General features: G+C 56.9%; 23 protein-coding genes. 18 read left to right on the top strand and 5 right to left on the bottom strand.

The window, feature by feature from the left end:
- The first annotated feature begins 67 nt into the window (after window positions 1-67).
- Together G7Y41_RS08980 and msrB are read left to right on the top strand one after the other, a co-directional pair.
- Window positions 68-2,152 carry a mechanosensitive ion channel domain-containing protein gene (locus G7Y41_RS08980; protein ID WP_231367282.1) on the top strand — a complete coding sequence of 695 codons (2,085 nt, stop codon included), beginning with the start codon at window positions 68-70 and terminating at the stop codon, window positions 2,150-2,152.
- Window positions 2,149-2,538 carry a peptide-methionine (R)-S-oxide reductase MsrB gene (msrB, locus tag G7Y41_RS08975; RefSeq protein WP_165216643.1) on the top strand — a complete coding sequence of 130 codons (390 nt, stop codon included), beginning with the start codon at window positions 2,149-2,151 and terminating at the stop codon, window positions 2,536-2,538. The genes G7Y41_RS08980 and msrB overlap by 4 nt, the downstream gene beginning before the upstream one ends.
- Before the next feature lie 74 nt (window positions 2,539-2,612).
- Here the strand turns inward: msrB and G7Y41_RS08970 are convergent, their stop codons facing one another.
- On the bottom strand, window positions 2,613-3,863 hold the full coding sequence (locus G7Y41_RS08970; protein ID WP_165316333.1) for a multidrug effflux MFS transporter: 1,251 nt from the start codon (window positions 3,861-3,863) through the stop codon (window positions 2,613-2,615).
- A gap of 272 nt (window positions 3,864-4,135) precedes the next feature.
- On the opposite strand from G7Y41_RS08970, the gene G7Y41_RS08965 reads away from it, so the two are divergent.
- Window positions 4,136-5,365, top strand: a complete 1,230-nt coding sequence (locus G7Y41_RS08965; RefSeq protein WP_165316332.1) for a tyrosine-type recombinase/integrase — start codon at window positions 4,136-4,138, stop codon at window positions 5,363-5,365.
- Window positions 5,366-5,377: 12 nt separating this feature from the next.
- Here the strand turns inward: G7Y41_RS08965 and G7Y41_RS08960 are convergent, their stop codons facing one another.
- The 4 genes from G7Y41_RS08960 to G7Y41_RS08945 form a co-directional block, all read right to left on the bottom strand.
- A complete protein-coding gene (locus G7Y41_RS08960; protein WP_165316331.1) occupies window positions 5,378-5,596 on the bottom strand; it encodes a helix-turn-helix transcriptional regulator in 219 nt (72 codons plus the stop codon).
- Complete coding sequence (locus G7Y41_RS08955; protein WP_165316330.1) at window positions 5,593-5,766, bottom strand: hypothetical protein; 174 nt, start codon at window positions 5,764-5,766, stop codon at window positions 5,593-5,595. Before G7Y41_RS08955 ends, G7Y41_RS08960 begins: the two co-directional genes overlap by 4 nt.
- A 301-nt stretch (window positions 5,767-6,067) precedes the next feature.
- Window positions 6,068-6,451 (bottom strand): hypothetical protein, encoded by a 384-nt coding sequence (locus G7Y41_RS08950; RefSeq protein WP_165316329.1) that lies wholly within the window; start codon window positions 6,449-6,451, stop codon window positions 6,068-6,070.
- A 77-nt stretch (window positions 6,452-6,528) separates the two neighbouring features.
- Window positions 6,529-6,972, bottom strand: coding sequence for a helix-turn-helix domain-containing protein (locus G7Y41_RS08945; protein ID WP_196819501.1), 444 nt, complete (start codon window positions 6,970-6,972; stop codon window positions 6,529-6,531).
- Window positions 6,973-7,049: 77 nt separating this feature from the next.
- Between G7Y41_RS08945 and G7Y41_RS08940 the strand changes: the two genes are divergently transcribed.
- The 15 genes from G7Y41_RS08940 (at window position 7,050) to G7Y41_RS08870 (ending at window position 14,077) form a co-directional block, all read left to right on the top strand.
- Entirely contained in the window at window positions 7,050-7,295 is a 246-nt protein-coding gene (locus G7Y41_RS08940; RefSeq protein WP_165316327.1) for a helix-turn-helix domain-containing protein, read from the top strand.
- 62 nt (window positions 7,296-7,357) lie between these two features.
- Window positions 7,358-8,152 carry a phage antirepressor gene (locus G7Y41_RS08935; protein ID WP_196819500.1) on the top strand — a complete coding sequence of 265 codons (795 nt, stop codon included), beginning with the start codon at window positions 7,358-7,360 and terminating at the stop codon, window positions 8,150-8,152.
- Window positions 8,142-8,417, top strand: coding sequence for a hypothetical protein (locus tag G7Y41_RS08930; RefSeq protein WP_196819482.1), 276 nt, complete (start codon window positions 8,142-8,144; stop codon window positions 8,415-8,417). The genes G7Y41_RS08935 and G7Y41_RS08930 overlap by 11 nt, the downstream gene beginning before the upstream one ends.
- Window positions 8,418-8,625: 208 nt before the next feature.
- The gene (locus G7Y41_RS08925) at window positions 8,626-8,853 is read left to right on the top strand and encodes a hypothetical protein (protein ID WP_165316469.1); all 228 of its coding nucleotides are present in this window, start codon (window positions 8,626-8,628) and stop codon (window positions 8,851-8,853) included.
- A 169-nt stretch (window positions 8,854-9,022) separates the two neighbouring features.
- Window positions 9,023-9,718, top strand: a complete 696-nt coding sequence (locus G7Y41_RS08920; RefSeq protein ID WP_165316468.1) for a pentapeptide repeat-containing protein — start codon at window positions 9,023-9,025, stop codon at window positions 9,716-9,718.
- Window positions 9,715-9,876 carry a hypothetical protein gene (locus G7Y41_RS08915; RefSeq protein ID WP_165316467.1) on the top strand — a complete coding sequence of 54 codons (162 nt, stop codon included), beginning with the start codon at window positions 9,715-9,717 and terminating at the stop codon, window positions 9,874-9,876. The genes G7Y41_RS08920 and G7Y41_RS08915 overlap by 4 nt, the downstream gene beginning before the upstream one ends.
- Window positions 9,873-10,145, top strand: a complete 273-nt coding sequence (locus tag G7Y41_RS08910; RefSeq protein WP_165316465.1) for a hypothetical protein — start codon at window positions 9,873-9,875, stop codon at window positions 10,143-10,145. Before G7Y41_RS08915 ends, G7Y41_RS08910 begins: the two co-directional genes overlap by 4 nt.
- Complete coding sequence (locus G7Y41_RS08905; protein WP_165316464.1) at window positions 10,142-10,342, top strand: hypothetical protein; 201 nt, start codon at window positions 10,142-10,144, stop codon at window positions 10,340-10,342. Before G7Y41_RS08910 ends, G7Y41_RS08905 begins: the two co-directional genes overlap by 4 nt.
- A gap of 63 nt (window positions 10,343-10,405) precedes the next feature.
- Window positions 10,406-10,771, top strand: coding sequence for a WhiB family transcriptional regulator (locus G7Y41_RS10285; protein WP_442984229.1), 366 nt, complete (start codon window positions 10,406-10,408; stop codon window positions 10,769-10,771).
- Window positions 10,764-11,012, top strand: coding sequence for a hypothetical protein (locus tag G7Y41_RS08895; RefSeq protein WP_196819499.1), 249 nt, complete (start codon window positions 10,764-10,766; stop codon window positions 11,010-11,012). The genes G7Y41_RS10285 and G7Y41_RS08895 overlap by 8 nt, the downstream gene beginning before the upstream one ends.
- Window positions 10,997-11,287 (top strand): hypothetical protein, encoded by a 291-nt coding sequence (locus G7Y41_RS08890; RefSeq protein ID WP_196819498.1) that lies wholly within the window; start codon window positions 10,997-10,999, stop codon window positions 11,285-11,287. Before G7Y41_RS08895 ends, G7Y41_RS08890 begins: the two co-directional genes overlap by 16 nt.
- The gene (locus tag G7Y41_RS08885) at window positions 11,284-12,159 is read left to right on the top strand and encodes a hypothetical protein (protein WP_196819497.1); all 876 of its coding nucleotides are present in this window, start codon (window positions 11,284-11,286) and stop codon (window positions 12,157-12,159) included. The genes G7Y41_RS08890 and G7Y41_RS08885 overlap by 4 nt, the downstream gene beginning before the upstream one ends.
- Window positions 12,156-12,629 (top strand): RusA family crossover junction endodeoxyribonuclease, encoded by a 474-nt coding sequence (locus G7Y41_RS08880; protein ID WP_165315653.1) that lies wholly within the window; start codon window positions 12,156-12,158, stop codon window positions 12,627-12,629. Before G7Y41_RS08885 ends, G7Y41_RS08880 begins: the two co-directional genes overlap by 4 nt.
- Before the next feature lie 153 nt (window positions 12,630-12,782).
- On the top strand, window positions 12,783-13,625 hold the full coding sequence (locus G7Y41_RS08875) for a phage replication protein O (protein ID WP_196819496.1): 843 nt from the start codon (window positions 12,783-12,785) through the stop codon (window positions 13,623-13,625).
- On the top strand, window positions 13,622-14,077 hold the full coding sequence (locus G7Y41_RS08870) for a hypothetical protein (RefSeq protein ID WP_165315651.1): 456 nt from the start codon (window positions 13,622-13,624) through the stop codon (window positions 14,075-14,077). Before G7Y41_RS08875 ends, G7Y41_RS08870 begins: the two co-directional genes overlap by 4 nt.
- Window positions 14,078-14,144 lie beyond the last annotated feature (67 nt).

The following is a 14,144-nucleotide window of genomic DNA, read 5'->3' as shown; positions in this document are numbered from 1 at the left end:
AGAAAGATCGAGGCAATACCCACAGCTTTTCAGGAAGGTTCCACTCAGACCCCCTAGGCTTAAGCGTATGGAGTTTCTTGCGAAGATGGCGACGATGAGCGCCGCACGAGTGGCAACACTGGTGCGTGCAGACGCAACGGATATGCCGCAGTCAGGTGCAGCTGAGGAGACGGTCCAAAATGCCCTCGACATTGCGTCGTTGCTTCTGTGGAGCGTCGGCGGAATCATCGTGGGATTCCTTATCGCTACCATCCTCGTTGCCGTGCTCAAACGAGCCGTGCGGAAGTGGCGCATCGGTCTTGCGTTGATCAGGCGGATCCGAACCCCTCTGTACCTGACGATCATGGTGTGGGGCGCATGGGTTGGGTTGCAGCTTGCGCTGCGGAACACCAAGCTATCGGACTGGTCGAACGGCGCCCTCGTCGAGACGATGGCTCATATCATTCTCATCGCAGGTATCGCCGGACTGACGGCAATCGGCTACCGGGCCAGCTGGATCTTCCAAGACGCCGCGAACCTTCGGCAAGCCACCGACGGAGGACGAGCTCGACGATTCGAAACACAGGCGCAGGTTGTCCGACGACTTATTCAAGTGGTCTTCGTCATTGTTGGGGCGGTTGCGATCCTCTCGACATTTGAGGCGGCACGCCAGGCAATGACGACACTCCTGGCGTCTGCGGGCCTGATCTCAGTGATCGCCGGTCTTGCTGCCCAGCAAACCCTGGGGAATGTATTCGCGGGTCTGCAACTGGCGTTTACCGATGCGATCCGCGTTGGTGACGTCGTCGTGGCCGATGCCGCGGGAGCTTCCGGTGCGATCGAAGAAATCACGCTCAGCTACGTTGTTGTGCGCATCTGGGATGAACGCCGACTCATCGTGCCATCCACATACTTCACGTCGAACTCGTTCGAGAACTGGACGAGACGTGAAACTCGACAGCTGGGAACCGTGACGCTCCAACTGGACTGGGCGGCACCGATGACACTGATCCGGTCGAAAGTGGAACAGCTGCTGACAGAAACAGACCTGTGGGATGGGCGAACCTGGGCTGTTCAGATGACGGATTCAGATCACATGACCGTCACCGTGCGGATCCTCGTATCCGCGAAAGATTCCGGATCCCTGTGGGACCTGCGCTGCTTTATTCGCGAACAGCTGGTCTCCTGGGTGGTCAACGAGGAACCGTGGGCACGCCCCGCCTCGCGCTACCAGCGTCAGGAAACGATCACCATCGAAAAAGACGAATCACGAGAGAAACTTGCATCCCTCGCTCAAGAACTCTCACATATCGCCGACGACGACTCCCACACATCGCTTCACCCGATCGGGGGAGGAACGTCGACGACAGAGCCGCCTGCCGATGACACCGGAGATTCACGTGGTATCCCGGTATGGCCGGCCGATCAGAACGAGGGCGAGGACGCCATTCACGCCGCACGTCTTGTTGCTGCCCGCCGCAAATCCAAACGTGCTCGCCGTCGAGCAATGGAAGAACGTCGACGCGATCTTGCCGAAGGGACCCAGCGGTCAACGTCCGATTCGGCAGATACAGTGGTCATGAGTAAGACCACGCTGATGAAACTCATCGAGGGGGCCCCTCAGACAGCGGAATCTTCGACGGGAGGAACGCCAGCCTCGTCCTCGTCCCCCGAAACACCCCGAACTGAAGGAACAGGTGAGTCCGCACAGGATATGTCGGCGGAGAGCGCACCCGGGAAGGACTCTCGTCCGCAGGACACACCGAAGGATGCCGTGCAGACACGAGACGACCTGACGAGGACGATCGCTGGAAAGGGTGAGCGCCTGTACTCCGGATCGCCCGACGCTGAAGAACGTTCCCAGATTTTCTCTGGGCCGGGCGAGGAAGTGCTTGCTGAGCGTCAAGCCGCAGCTAAACGTCAGGCTGAGCAGGCTCGACGTCAAGCGGAAGAAATCCGACGTGACATGGAAGAAGCTGAACGCGAATCAGCCGGGGATGCTTCCGGTGAAAAGGATCAGGTCAGTGATCGCGGTTCAGCGACCGACAATTCCGAAAAAATCGGTGCCGATGGCCAGGCGGAGGTGGCTTCGACAACAGCAGTGCAGGTCACGGACGATGTCACAGCGACGAAGACCATGCCGAAAATCACGACGAAGGAGACCCCGAAATGACACGCAGCGACGACGAATGGCGCAAACTTCTCACACCAATGCAGTTCCATGTCCTGCGCGAGGCGGGAACAGAACGCCCGTTCACCGGAGAACTTCTCAACGAAGAGCGGCCCGGCACGTACCTGTGTGGAGCCTGTGGCGCGGAACTCTTCGACGCGACCTCAAAGTTCGACTCTCAGTGCGGGTGGCCGAGTTTCTTCCAATCCAAGCCGGGGGCAACCACGGAGCTGACGGACACATCGCACGGGATGGTGCGAACCGAAGTGAGATGCGCCAACTGCCAGTCGCACCTCGGACACGTTTTCGACGATGCACCCGGCCAGCCCACGGGCCTGCGGTACTGCATGAATTCCGTTGCGCTGAGATTCACTCCCCGCGGCGAATAACGGGGTAATCGGGGAAGCGTCGCCGCCGGATCACGGGGCAATGAGGGAAGCGTCGCCACACGATCACGGGTTAATCAGCGAAGCGTTGCCGCCGGATGCGACGTTTTCCCGCCACGGGTGATCAGCCAAAACGCCAACCATGCTCCCACTGAGCCACCGATCATCACGAGAATCATCGGCCAGGCGGAAGAATCACCGCCGGCGGTTGCCAAAGGAGCCGACAGTCCGTTCGCTAACGACTGGAGAAGCCCCTGCACGGCCGAGGCAGTCCCAGCGTTCTCGCGTGCTTCACCGAGCGACAGCGCCGATGAATTACCGAAGATAAAGGCGTTGGCGCTCATGAGGACGGCGAAACCGATGCACGTGGGAATCAACGGCAAGCCCCACACCGCCACGGAGAGGAGCAAAATAATCACCCCGGCTGCGGATAGGATAAGCCCACATTGAATGAGATGACGCGGCTCGAAACGTCCGATGAGGCGCACATTCACCAGAGCGAGCAGCGTCGATAACAGCGCGTTCCCGGCGAAAATCCACGAAAAGGCAATGGGGGACAGTCCCAGGTGACCCTGGAGGACGTAGGTAGCGTTGGAGATATACCCAAACATGCAAAACGACGACATCACCGACGTCAGCATGAAGCCAACAAAAGTTCGGGTCCGAAGAACATGAGCCGCACCTCGGAAGAACCGGGGGATCCCACCCGTGTGCCGAGACTCGCTAGGAAGGGACTCGGGAACCCACTTCCATGCGCACGCCGACATGACCAGGGTGAACAGCGCGAGACTCCAGAACACCATGCGCCACGGCCAATACGTGACGATCAGTCCACCCGCAATTGGGGCAATCATCGGGGCTAAACCAGTGAGTGCTTGAAGAAGTGACATCATCCGGGCGAGGACGTGGCCGTAGGTGAGATCAACAAGGACTGCGCGAGCAACGGCTGCGGCGCATCCCCCTCCGAAACCTTGGAAGAAGCGGCCAATGAGGAGAACGGCGATGTGCGGAGAAAACGCACACACCACCGATCCCACGAGAGCGAGCAATCCGCCGGCAATCATCGGCCGACGACGCCCGAGCTGGTCCGACAGCGCGCCACCGATGACCTGTCCTGAACCAAATCCGAGGAAGAAGGTTGTTAATGTCAGCCCGATCAGAGCTGAAGTTGTGGCGAGATTCTCAGTCATCTCCGGGAATGCCGGCGTGTACATGTCCGTTGCAAATGGAGGAATCGCACTCTGAAGAGCGAGGGTGACGAGGAGCGACACGCTGATGGTGCTGCCTGTGATGGAGCCTGAATCATGTGACGTCCGAGCGATACCCATCGTTTCCCTTCGACCATTCCGCACTGTGAATCACAGCCGTTCAACATGATGCGGCGACACCGAGAAGAACGGAGAATATGTTGAAATACCAAGGAAAAGTTATGGTAGGCCCACGGGGAATCGAACCCCGAACCCACGGATTAAAAGTCCGCTGTTTAGGGTAGCATGGGAGTGAGTTTTCCGCATAATTCCGCCATTCCTAGGTCTTGACGATACCGCTAAAATACCATATAAATGGCTACAGTAATGGCTACAGTAAATTTGGAGGACCAGTGGGACGCAGAAAAAAATACGAACTCACCCACGGAGAAGGATCCTTCTACCTCCGGGCCTCTGACGGGATGTGGGTTGGGGTCCTCGAAGCCGGAGTCAATTCCAAGGGCAAGCGCCGCAGGATCACTGTCTCTTCGAAAGACAAAGACAGGGCGTGGGAGAAACTGGTTGCCAAACGCAAGGAAATCGCCGCAGGTGAATACACAGCCGAAGGCGTCCGAGCGAACATGACGGTTGAAAAATGGGCAGAACAGTACCTCGCGATGAAAGAAAAAACCCTCAGGCCACGCTCCTACACCTCCGAACTTCACAGATGCACCCGGTGGATCATCCCTGTTCTCGGAAGACGCAAATTACGCGACGTTTCCCCGGCTGATTTGCGACTGCTCACCGACAAAATGATCGACGAAGGCGGATGCTCGACAACGCACGCCGCCGCCACGCAAAAACTGCTCCAACGCATCCTCAAAACCGCCCAACTTGAAGGTCATCAGGTCCAGGAACGCACACTCAAAGCGCCCGCCCCGGGTAAGTCAGTGAACGATCGGACCGCTATCCCCGTCGAGGACGCGGTGAAGCTCCTGCAAAAAGCTGAGTCGGATCTGGAAGCCGCGCGCTGGGTCGCGGCCCTCCTGCAAGGCATGAGACAAGGCGAAGTCCTCGGTCTCACATGGGATTGCGTGGACCTAGAGGCCGGGACGATTGACATCTCATGGCAGCTCCAAGAACTCCCCTACGAGGACCGCGCTCGCGGAACCTTCATCAAGCCGCGGAACTATGAGTGCCGACAACTGATCGGCTCATACCACCTGGTGAGGCCGAAAACGAAAGCCGGATACCGTGTTATCCCGTTAGTTCCGTGGATGAGGTCTGCGCTAACCGCGCTTGCAGGGCAGCCACGGTCAACACTCGGCCTCGTCTGGCATCGGGATGGAGACCTCGACATGCCAAGGTCAGGCAAGGAGGACCGTGACGCGTGGAAAACCCTTCAAGATCGGGCGGGCGTATGGAAAACCGGCGACAAGGAGAACCACACATACTATGTCCTCCACGAGGCTCGCCACACCACAGCAACGCTGCTCCTAGCCGCGGGCGTGGACCCCGAAATTATCAAAACCATCATGGGGCACTCAGATATCATGACGACACGCGGTTATCAGCACGCGTCGCAGGAGATGGCCCGCAAGGCGTTGGAGAAGGTCGCATCATCCTTACAGTTAGAAGCGTAGGGCTGATATAGGTTATTCCCGATATTTTTTCGGGCGGCCGCCATGACCGGGACGCGAAGCCTGCCACGCGTCGATGGTTTCAGGTAACCACCCGTAGGTTTCGCTCCGACCCTGACCGATAATCGCGTCAGGGTCAGGCAGTCGCCCGTCGCGCTGGTAGGTGCGTAGCGTCGAATAGGCCCGCCCTAGATGATTTGCAACCCCGTGGAGGGAGAGGAACCGCGTCGTCATGCCGCGTCCTTTCGTACGGCAGAGACGAGCGCAGCAATCCCGAGACCAAGGATGCCGACGGCGAGTCCAAGGCGGCCCATGCCTGTGGGGTGGAGGATGTAATGACTAACGGCCCATAGGCCAAGCGCGCCCGCCGCGTAGTAGAAGGTTGTTTGTTGTTGTCGTTTCATAGTTGATGCTCTTTCTGTGGGTGTCGTAAAGTGAGGGGCGAGGCCCCTCCCGGCTACTTGGTTTAGTCGGGAGGGGTTTCGCTTATTTGCGTTTGCGCTTCCTGCTATGTCCGGCTTTGCTGGCTGTGATTAGTGCTGCGATTCCGGTGAGGAATAGGCCGGTTCCTTCGAGCAGGTGCGCGATTTGGTCAATCATTTTCATCACCTCCTTTCTGAAAATAATTATACCCTCTCACTTCATTATTTGCAAGGTGAGAGGATAAATATAGTTATGACTATCCTCACACAATCACACAGCACCTCAAGAGGCTTTCAGCCTGGCGCGTTGGAACGCCTCCACAACCCACGCTGGCAGGCTCAGCTCATCGGCAATAGATACAGCATCACCTGGATATAGCTGCTCAGCATAGGCGTATCCGTCAACCTCAACGAACATAGCGGCCACTCGTTCGTCGATCAGCCGCTCCGCTCTCTCGGACTGGGAGCAGGTATCTCCTCGTCGCACGTGGATGAGCTCGTGAGCCAAAACGGGCGCGGCTTCTGCGTCTGACAGGGCGGAGTCGATATAAATCGTCCCTGTCTCGGCATCCCACAACCCGGCGGCGCCTGTTAAATGGGCGCGTACGACCTCCACGCGCTCTCGGCGCGCTTGATAGAGGAGGTCCATGTAGGTTGGGGCTTTCACGGATATAGCGTAGTGGCCCCCACTTGCATCTGCGGACATCGGAACGCCCCCGCCTATTGGTGGGGGCGTTTTCTTGTTTAGTCATACCATTCATCAGGCGGAACCTGGGATTCCTCGCCTACGTCGGAGTGGTGCAGCTCCTGGGTCCTCGCGTCGTGTTTCGCCGCCATCTTGAGGGTTGGGGTGATCGTGTCCTGGGAATAGGTTTCTAGGGGATAGATACCTCCGTTTCCGGCTTCGTCCCGCTCCTCGTCGGTATAAACGTCGTTGATGTTCCGCTCATAAGCATCAAGAATGAAATCGGCCGTGGTCACGTGAGGGCTGTGGAAAACAGTCGTCATGATTTTTTCGACATCATCCAGTGTGAAGGTTGCTTCATCACGGAGGCGCTTAGCGACATAGTTCTGACTGGTCCCGATCTGCTCGGCGAGCGATTTTCCGGAGACGCGACGAGCCGCCATCAATGCCCTGATTTGGGCGGATACGCATCTGTGGAGCAATGAAGTTGGTCTGTGTTCCATGCAGATAAGTTTACCTGCGACACGCGCAAAATACCCATGATTTGCAGAACTAACCCATGTGAGTTAGTGTAACCCATATGAGTCATAGAAACCCACTTGCACAAGTCGCTGCTGGTGCTCTCCGGGCCGAGATGAGCCGACAGAAGAAAACTAGTAACGATCTCGCATTCACTCTAAATATCTCACAATCCTCGGCTTCACGTCGAATGACTGGGGAAGTGTCCCTCGATCTCGATGACCTCGACACCATCTCGCAATGGCTCAACGTTCCCCTAGGAGTCCTACTGACGGAACCGCCAGTCATCGAAAAGTCTTCAGCGTGAGTCGACAGAAAGCAACAGTCCCGGCTGAGGCTACAGCCGGGACCAGAAAGGGAAGGAAAATCATGAACGAGTTGATGCCCTTCAACTACAAGGGTAGCAGCGTCCGAGTTCTCACGGGAGCTGATGGACAACCGTGGTTCGTCGCAGCCGATGTGGCACGCATCCTGGAAATCGGGAACCCGTCGCAGGCTATGACTCGTCTGGACGATGACGAGCGTACCCTCATTTCAAATGAGGGTCACGACCTCAACGCAGTTTCCGAGGCCGGTCTTTACTCCCTCATCCTGGGAAGCCGCAAGCCTGAGGCTAAGGCATTCAAGCGTTGGGTAACGCACGAGGTTCTCCCCACGATTCGTAAAACCGGCTCCTACGGCAACCCCCTCGTCGAACTCACCGGACCTGAACTCATGGCCCGAGCACTCATCGAAGCCCAAGCCACACTTGCCGCCGCACAGCAACGCGCCATCACAGCAGAAACGAAAGTTGTGGAGCTTGCGCCCAAAGCCCGCCAGTTCGACAACTTCCTCAACGCTGAGGGCGACTACAGCGTCACTCAGGCCGCGCAAGCGTTAAACCGTGCTGGGGCCAAGACCGGGAGAAACCGCCTGCACGCCACCCTCGAAGCGTTGAAATGGATTTACAAGCCCAAAGGCCACCGCCACTGGCGGGTTTACCAAACCGCCTCAGACCGAGGACTCCTGCGTTTGCGCCCCACGACTTGGCGTGACCAGCACACCGGCGTTGAGCACGCCGCACACACAATCCGAGTTACCCCTAAGGGCCTTGATGCCTTAGCCCGTCATTTCGGCGTGACTATCACCCCAGCAGATATTGAAGGAGACACTGATGCTGCCTGACCTCACTACCCACGTTGCTTTCCCGCATGACCCCGCGTATCTCGTTGCTCCTGACGGCAGGGTGTATTCCCACAAGAAGGGTGGGTATCTGTCTGAGGAGAAAGGTCATGACCTTGTCTGGCGAAGGGTCCGGATCGGTCGTTACGACTATCGGGTTCGTGATTTGACGTTGATTCTCCACGGTTCAACTCGGCTTCTTGAAGAGCGTGTCCGAGCTGATTATGAGGATGATCGCGTGTTTGACCCCGAAGATTTTTTGGCGTGATGCGGCGTGATTATCGACAACGCACGAACCCCAAAGGGCCAGGCTCACAGGGCCGCGTGGCGTGGCGCGTGGCAGAGCTGGGAAACCCCAAACGTCTGGCCACCAGGCTACCACCCTTACAAGGTCAGTCCGGGCGAGATCGACGACGGATATGACTGGCCGGTCGAGACGAGGAAAGCAACCGAAGAAGAACTAGGGAGGTTACACAGTGAGAGCCCAAGCACAGGTCGTCGTGATGCACGGCCCCCTGATGATGGGCGTTGATGACTTCGCCCACCTGCACGGGGTCTCGAAAACAACCGTGTGGGAATGCATCAACGGGACGGCGAAAAACTACCCGCCGTTGAAAGCCAAGATCACGAGTGGCGGGAAACAGCGGGTGTACATCACAGCTGAAGCCGCCGCTGAATGGCGGGCCGCGCTCGCGGACCGTTAAAAATCCAACCCCTACCTGGGGGCATCCGGGTAGGGGTCAGACAACCCAAAGGAGGGTTACCAATGCAAAACCAAGATTACCAGCCTAGGCATCGGGGTGAAAGGCGACGGGACGACAGGGTGTTTCACGTCGTCGTGAGAGGCACCGGCAAGCACCGTAGGGAAAAGAGGTGACGGCGGTGAATCGGGAGGATGTTTTTCAGATAGTTAATTTGGCTCGAAAAAATGGTGGGCGACCGGACTTGCAAAACGTGGACCTTCGCTATGTGGATCTGCGATACATGGACCTGAGTAATGCGGACCTTCGCTATGCGGATCTGCGAGGTGCGAAACTGAGCGGTGCGGACCTTCGCTATGCGGATATGTCTTATACAGACCTGGCCAACGCAAATCTGCAAGGCGTGAAGCTACAAAATACATATCTATTCAAAGCAAATCTGCAAGGCGCGAGGCTACAAAAGGCGGACCTTCGCTATGCGGATCTGCGAGGTGCGAATCTGAGCTATGCGAACCTGAGAGACGCGAACTTGGAAGACGCGAATTTAGCTTATGCGCACCTAACGGGGACGAACTGGTACTGCCTTTGTGTCAACTCCACCCCATCCGTGGACGTATTTTTCTACCCCACTAGAGGGGGTTGGAGATTAAAATTCGGCTGCTGGTTGGGAACGTTGGAGAACTTGAAAAAGATCATTTCTTCCGATGAAGACTGGCCCGAAGCCTTGGGTGAAGAAGTTGAGCGTCGTCGCCCGGTTCTTAAAGCCTTTATTGAGCTTGCACGTGCCCACGAAAACTATCACTCGGGGGCGGTTGATCGGCTGATCCGACCCAATGTGGAGCCTGAACGAGGGGGCGATGTTTCATGAGCGCCCGTGCTATTGGCGCATATGTTTTTGTTCTCGCCGGGTGGCTCATCGCGTCAGCTGAGGCGGTCCCGCTTGGAATAGCGGTTATCACAGCGTTGCTTTTCTATGCCCAGGGTGCGCGGATGATTTGGGTCGAAGCGAAGGAGAACCAGCGATGAACGAACTCACCGACGCAGAAGTCGCCCGCATCGAGACCTATATAAGAAACGCTATGGGTTTCGTTAACAACACGATTTCTCTCTTTGACGAGGTACGGGAAGAACTTGGCGATGCCCACAATTCAATACCCCGGGGGAATCTTCTCTCTGATCGTCTCTCCCAGATGCGACGGCGGGTCATCGAGATACAAGACAAAACCAAGTACCTGCGGGCGGAGCTTAGGAACACCGATGTTCGTGACGAATTGGAAACGGAGTCGGACTGGTGATTGTTGATTATTGGAGCGAAAACGTCATCAACATCCACAGCGACCTGGAGGATCAGGTGTGCATCAAAATCCACACCCCTAAGGGCGTGTTCCCTTTGACGCTTGCCTGCGCGGAGGCGTTGGTGATGGCGGATGAGTTGACGATTGCCGCGCGTGAAAACCAGGCCCAATACCAAAGCGGGGGTGGTCGGAAATGACCGGCCTGTATCGGGAGGGCTTCTATTACGAGGAGCCCGACCCTGTGGACATTCTCGACGAGGATGGGCCCGTGGAAAACCCTGACTGGTTGTATGAGTTTTACGCAGACAAATAAGAAGGAATGGAAGGGGCGAGGGGTGAATTTCACGAAGCTCCCACCGGCATCGGTCACAGACCGTGCGTTGTGCGCAACGTATGTCGACTCGGATAGGTGGTTTCCAACCCTAGCGGAAAAACATCAAGCCCTAGAGGCCATCGCGATTTGCCTTCAATGCCCGGTGCGTATCCAGTGTCGTCAGTGGGCGATTGACAGCGACGAACCGTTTGGGATTTGGGGTGGGTTAACACCGCGGGCGAGAGGTTTTAATAGCCTCGGGAGACACGTATCGAAAAACAATCCACAAGAAAAAGGACCTGAAAATGAATGATAAAAAGCTACCGCGTTTATCGCGGGCGAACACAACAATGGCTCTGCGGACGCTGGCCGTAGCGAAGCTCATTAAAGACCGCATACGGGAAGCAGAGTCTCAGGCGAGAACTTATTTGGCAGAAACAGCCATGACCCCAGGTGAACGGTTGATCGCAACCACTGATGATGGGGACGCGGTTGCGACCGTGAGCTTGTCAAAGCCGTCGTTTGTTGGGGGCTTGTGGTGTCTGACCCGGTAGCTTTCGCCAGGTGGTGTGAGGCTCATGGTATTGACCATCACGGGAGGCCGTCGGTTGAGTTCCCTGAGTGGTTCACGGGCAAGGATAATCTACGGGCGATTGTTGAGGATGCTGGCGGGGAAATGCCCGACGGTTTAGAAGACACGCTGGTTGAGCGTAAGCCCTCGCTTCGGGTGTCCCAAACGCAAGACCAATCAACCCGCCTACTCGCAGAGTTCATCACATCCGCCGCTTTGTTGGAAGCTGCGACCTTGGTTGATGGTGATGCACAATGACATCCAACGAGATTGTATTGTCAATGGCCCCGGACGCGATTAAAGCGAGGATGAATTACGCGCAGGTTCTTGCTGGGTCTGGGTTGATTCCTTCGCATTTTCAACGTCAACCCGCAAATGTGTTGGTCGCGATTGAAACCGGTGCGGCGTTGGGGATTCCACCTATTCAAGCCTTGCAGGGTATCGCGGTGATTAACGGTAAGGCAACGATGTCGGCTGATCTCATGGCTGCTGTGGTGCGTAGGGCTGGGCACACGCTTAGGGTCCGTGAAGAAGGTGACCGGGTGACTGCGATCCTGATTCGTCGTGATGATCCTGATTTTATGTTCACGGTTACGTGGACTCCACAAAAAGCCACCGAAGCGGGGTTGTGGGGACGTAAAGGCCCGTGGACGCAGTACCCCATGCAGATGCTGAGGTCTCGGGCGATCACGGAGGTGTGTCGCCAGGGAGCCTCCGACGCGTTATTTGGGTTGATTTACGCGCCTGAGGAGCTGGGGGCTGATGTGGATGAGGATGGGAATGTTGTGAGTGTGGACCGGTCACAACCACCCCATAACACGGACCACCCTCAGGTGGAGCACACTCCCGTCTCCACCCCGCAGGCCCCAGCTCAAGACGGTGAAGACCAGGACCGTCAACGCCTGGTCGAATCCATTTACAAGGTCGTGGAGTACCTCCAACTCAAACCCGATGCCGTCAAAGCCCTCGTACGACGCGTGAGTGGGAAAACCGCGTTTGTTCGCGACTTACCAAGCCAAGACCTCGAAAAGGTCCTGGATGAACTCAAGGCGATCGCTAACAGTTTTCCGTCCCCCGAAGAAAACGAGGATGTTGTGGACGCGGAAATCGTTGAAGACGAGCAACCATGAGCGGGCAAATACAATTCTTTGTTCCGGGAGTTCCAGTACCTGAGGGGTCCACGAAGTATGTGGGGAAAACACGGTCTGGGAAACCACGGATCACGCACGACAATCCCCGGCTAAACGGGTGGAGGCATAAAATATGCGACATCGCTGTTCTCGCCGCTGGGAAAGAAGGATGGTCGTTCCCATTAGACGAACCGGTGATCGTTGTTGCCGACTTTTATCTTCCACGACCAAAAACTTCAAGGTTTAAGGATATTCCCGCAGTCAAACCGGACTTGGACAAGCTCCAACGCGCCGTTGGTGACGCGCTGGCATGCAAGGGTGGGGTCCTGGCTGAGGATTCTCGGATTATCGGCTGGTATTCGTCGAAACGTTGGGCAAAGACGACACCAAGCAAGCCCCCAAACCCTTTCGGAGAGCCGTCGGGACCGGGCGTGCGCGTCACGGTGATACGCCAGGGGGTGGTGTTTTGATGAGGAAGCCGCCGTATCCGCGTATACGCGGTCATGTGTGTCCCTGGTGTGGTGCATGGTCCCCTATCCCGTGGGAAAACCGCGTGCCACACAGGTGCCTGTCACCGAAAAACCCACAAGAAAACAACCAGTCGGTCAGGAGGGATCGTCGGCATGAGAATCAGGACAATTAAACCCGAATTCTGGACCTCACCAGACATTTCAAGCCTTCCTATCGAAGACCGCCTGCTATTCATCGGCCTGTGGTCCTACGTCGACGACAACGGTGTTGGGCGCGGTGAGGAGGAATTGATTCGAGCGAGCCTATTCCCGTTTGACACACTCAGTGAGTCCTCAGTGAGGGTTCATGGAGGACTCATGCGGTTGTTTTCATCAAATCTCATCACGTTATACAGGGTCGAAAACAGGCCTTACGTGTACATCAACACGTGGGAGAAGCACCAAAAGATCAACAGGCCATCAAAGCCACGTTTTCCGCGTCCTGATGCGGAAAACGCGACACTCACTGAGTATTCAGTGAGTCCTCATGCAAATTACACCTTAGGAACAGGGGAACAGAGGAACAGGGGAACAGAGGAACAGAGGAAGTTAGAAGCTAACGCTTCTAACGTGTCCGAGATCGACAAGCCAGCCCGCGACGACGTGGACCGCATCTGCCAGTCAATGGCCCAAAGCGTCAACCGGCGTACCGGCAAAACCCCCACCATCACCAAAACCTGGCAGACCTCCGCCCGACTCATGCTCGACCGCGACAGCATCCCCGAAGCAGACATTCACGCCGCTATCGCCTGGGTAGAAAACAACGATTTCTGGCGAGCGAACGTGCTCTCAATGCCGAAGCTGCGGGAAAAATACCAGCAGCTCCGCCTCCAAGCCGAACGCGACACCCAGCCCCACCAGTCACGCCAAGCGGCCTTGTACGAACGGGAAATTGCCGAAGCTCAAGCCTGGGACCAAGCCCACCAACGACTCTTGGAAGCAGGTGACGACGAGTGATTACCGCAACCGGAATGCGCAACACCCTCCGCGCCTTAGAGCTTCGCCGCCAGGTCACCGTGGAACCGGAAATGTGGCGCGAATGGGCCAACGTCATCGCCAACGTCGTACCTGAAGCCACGGATGAAGACCTCAAAGCCGCGACTGACAGGCTCGCAACGTTCACCGGGTTCCTCCACGTCGGTCACCTCGTCCAAGCCCTCCAAGGCGACACGGATGCCGAACGTGCAACACGGGCGGATCGGATCGATAAAGCTCTCCAAACACGCCCGCTGGACACGCCTGACGGCTTGGAGGATGACCCCTTGGCGGCTGTCGCGTGGCGGCGCGCGGCGATCAAAGCCCTAGGCGACGGGAGTGACCGTGAGACAGCCGAGAAACACGCATGGCATGCAATCGGGATGTCACCCCCAATGCTCACACCCCCGAATCCGGCCCCACAGCCATGCTAGGACGCACAAACAGACCCCAAAGGTACCCACACACCATCCCACCTCTAAAAGTCCCTCAAAAACGCAT

Source organism: Schaalia sp. ZJ405 (assembly GCF_011038885.2).
Classification (GTDB): domain Bacteria; phylum Actinomycetota; class Actinomycetes; order Actinomycetales; family Actinomycetaceae; genus Pauljensenia.
The sequence above is the reverse complement of the archived record's forward strand: the minus strand, read 5'-3'. Positions and strand labels throughout refer to the sequence as shown.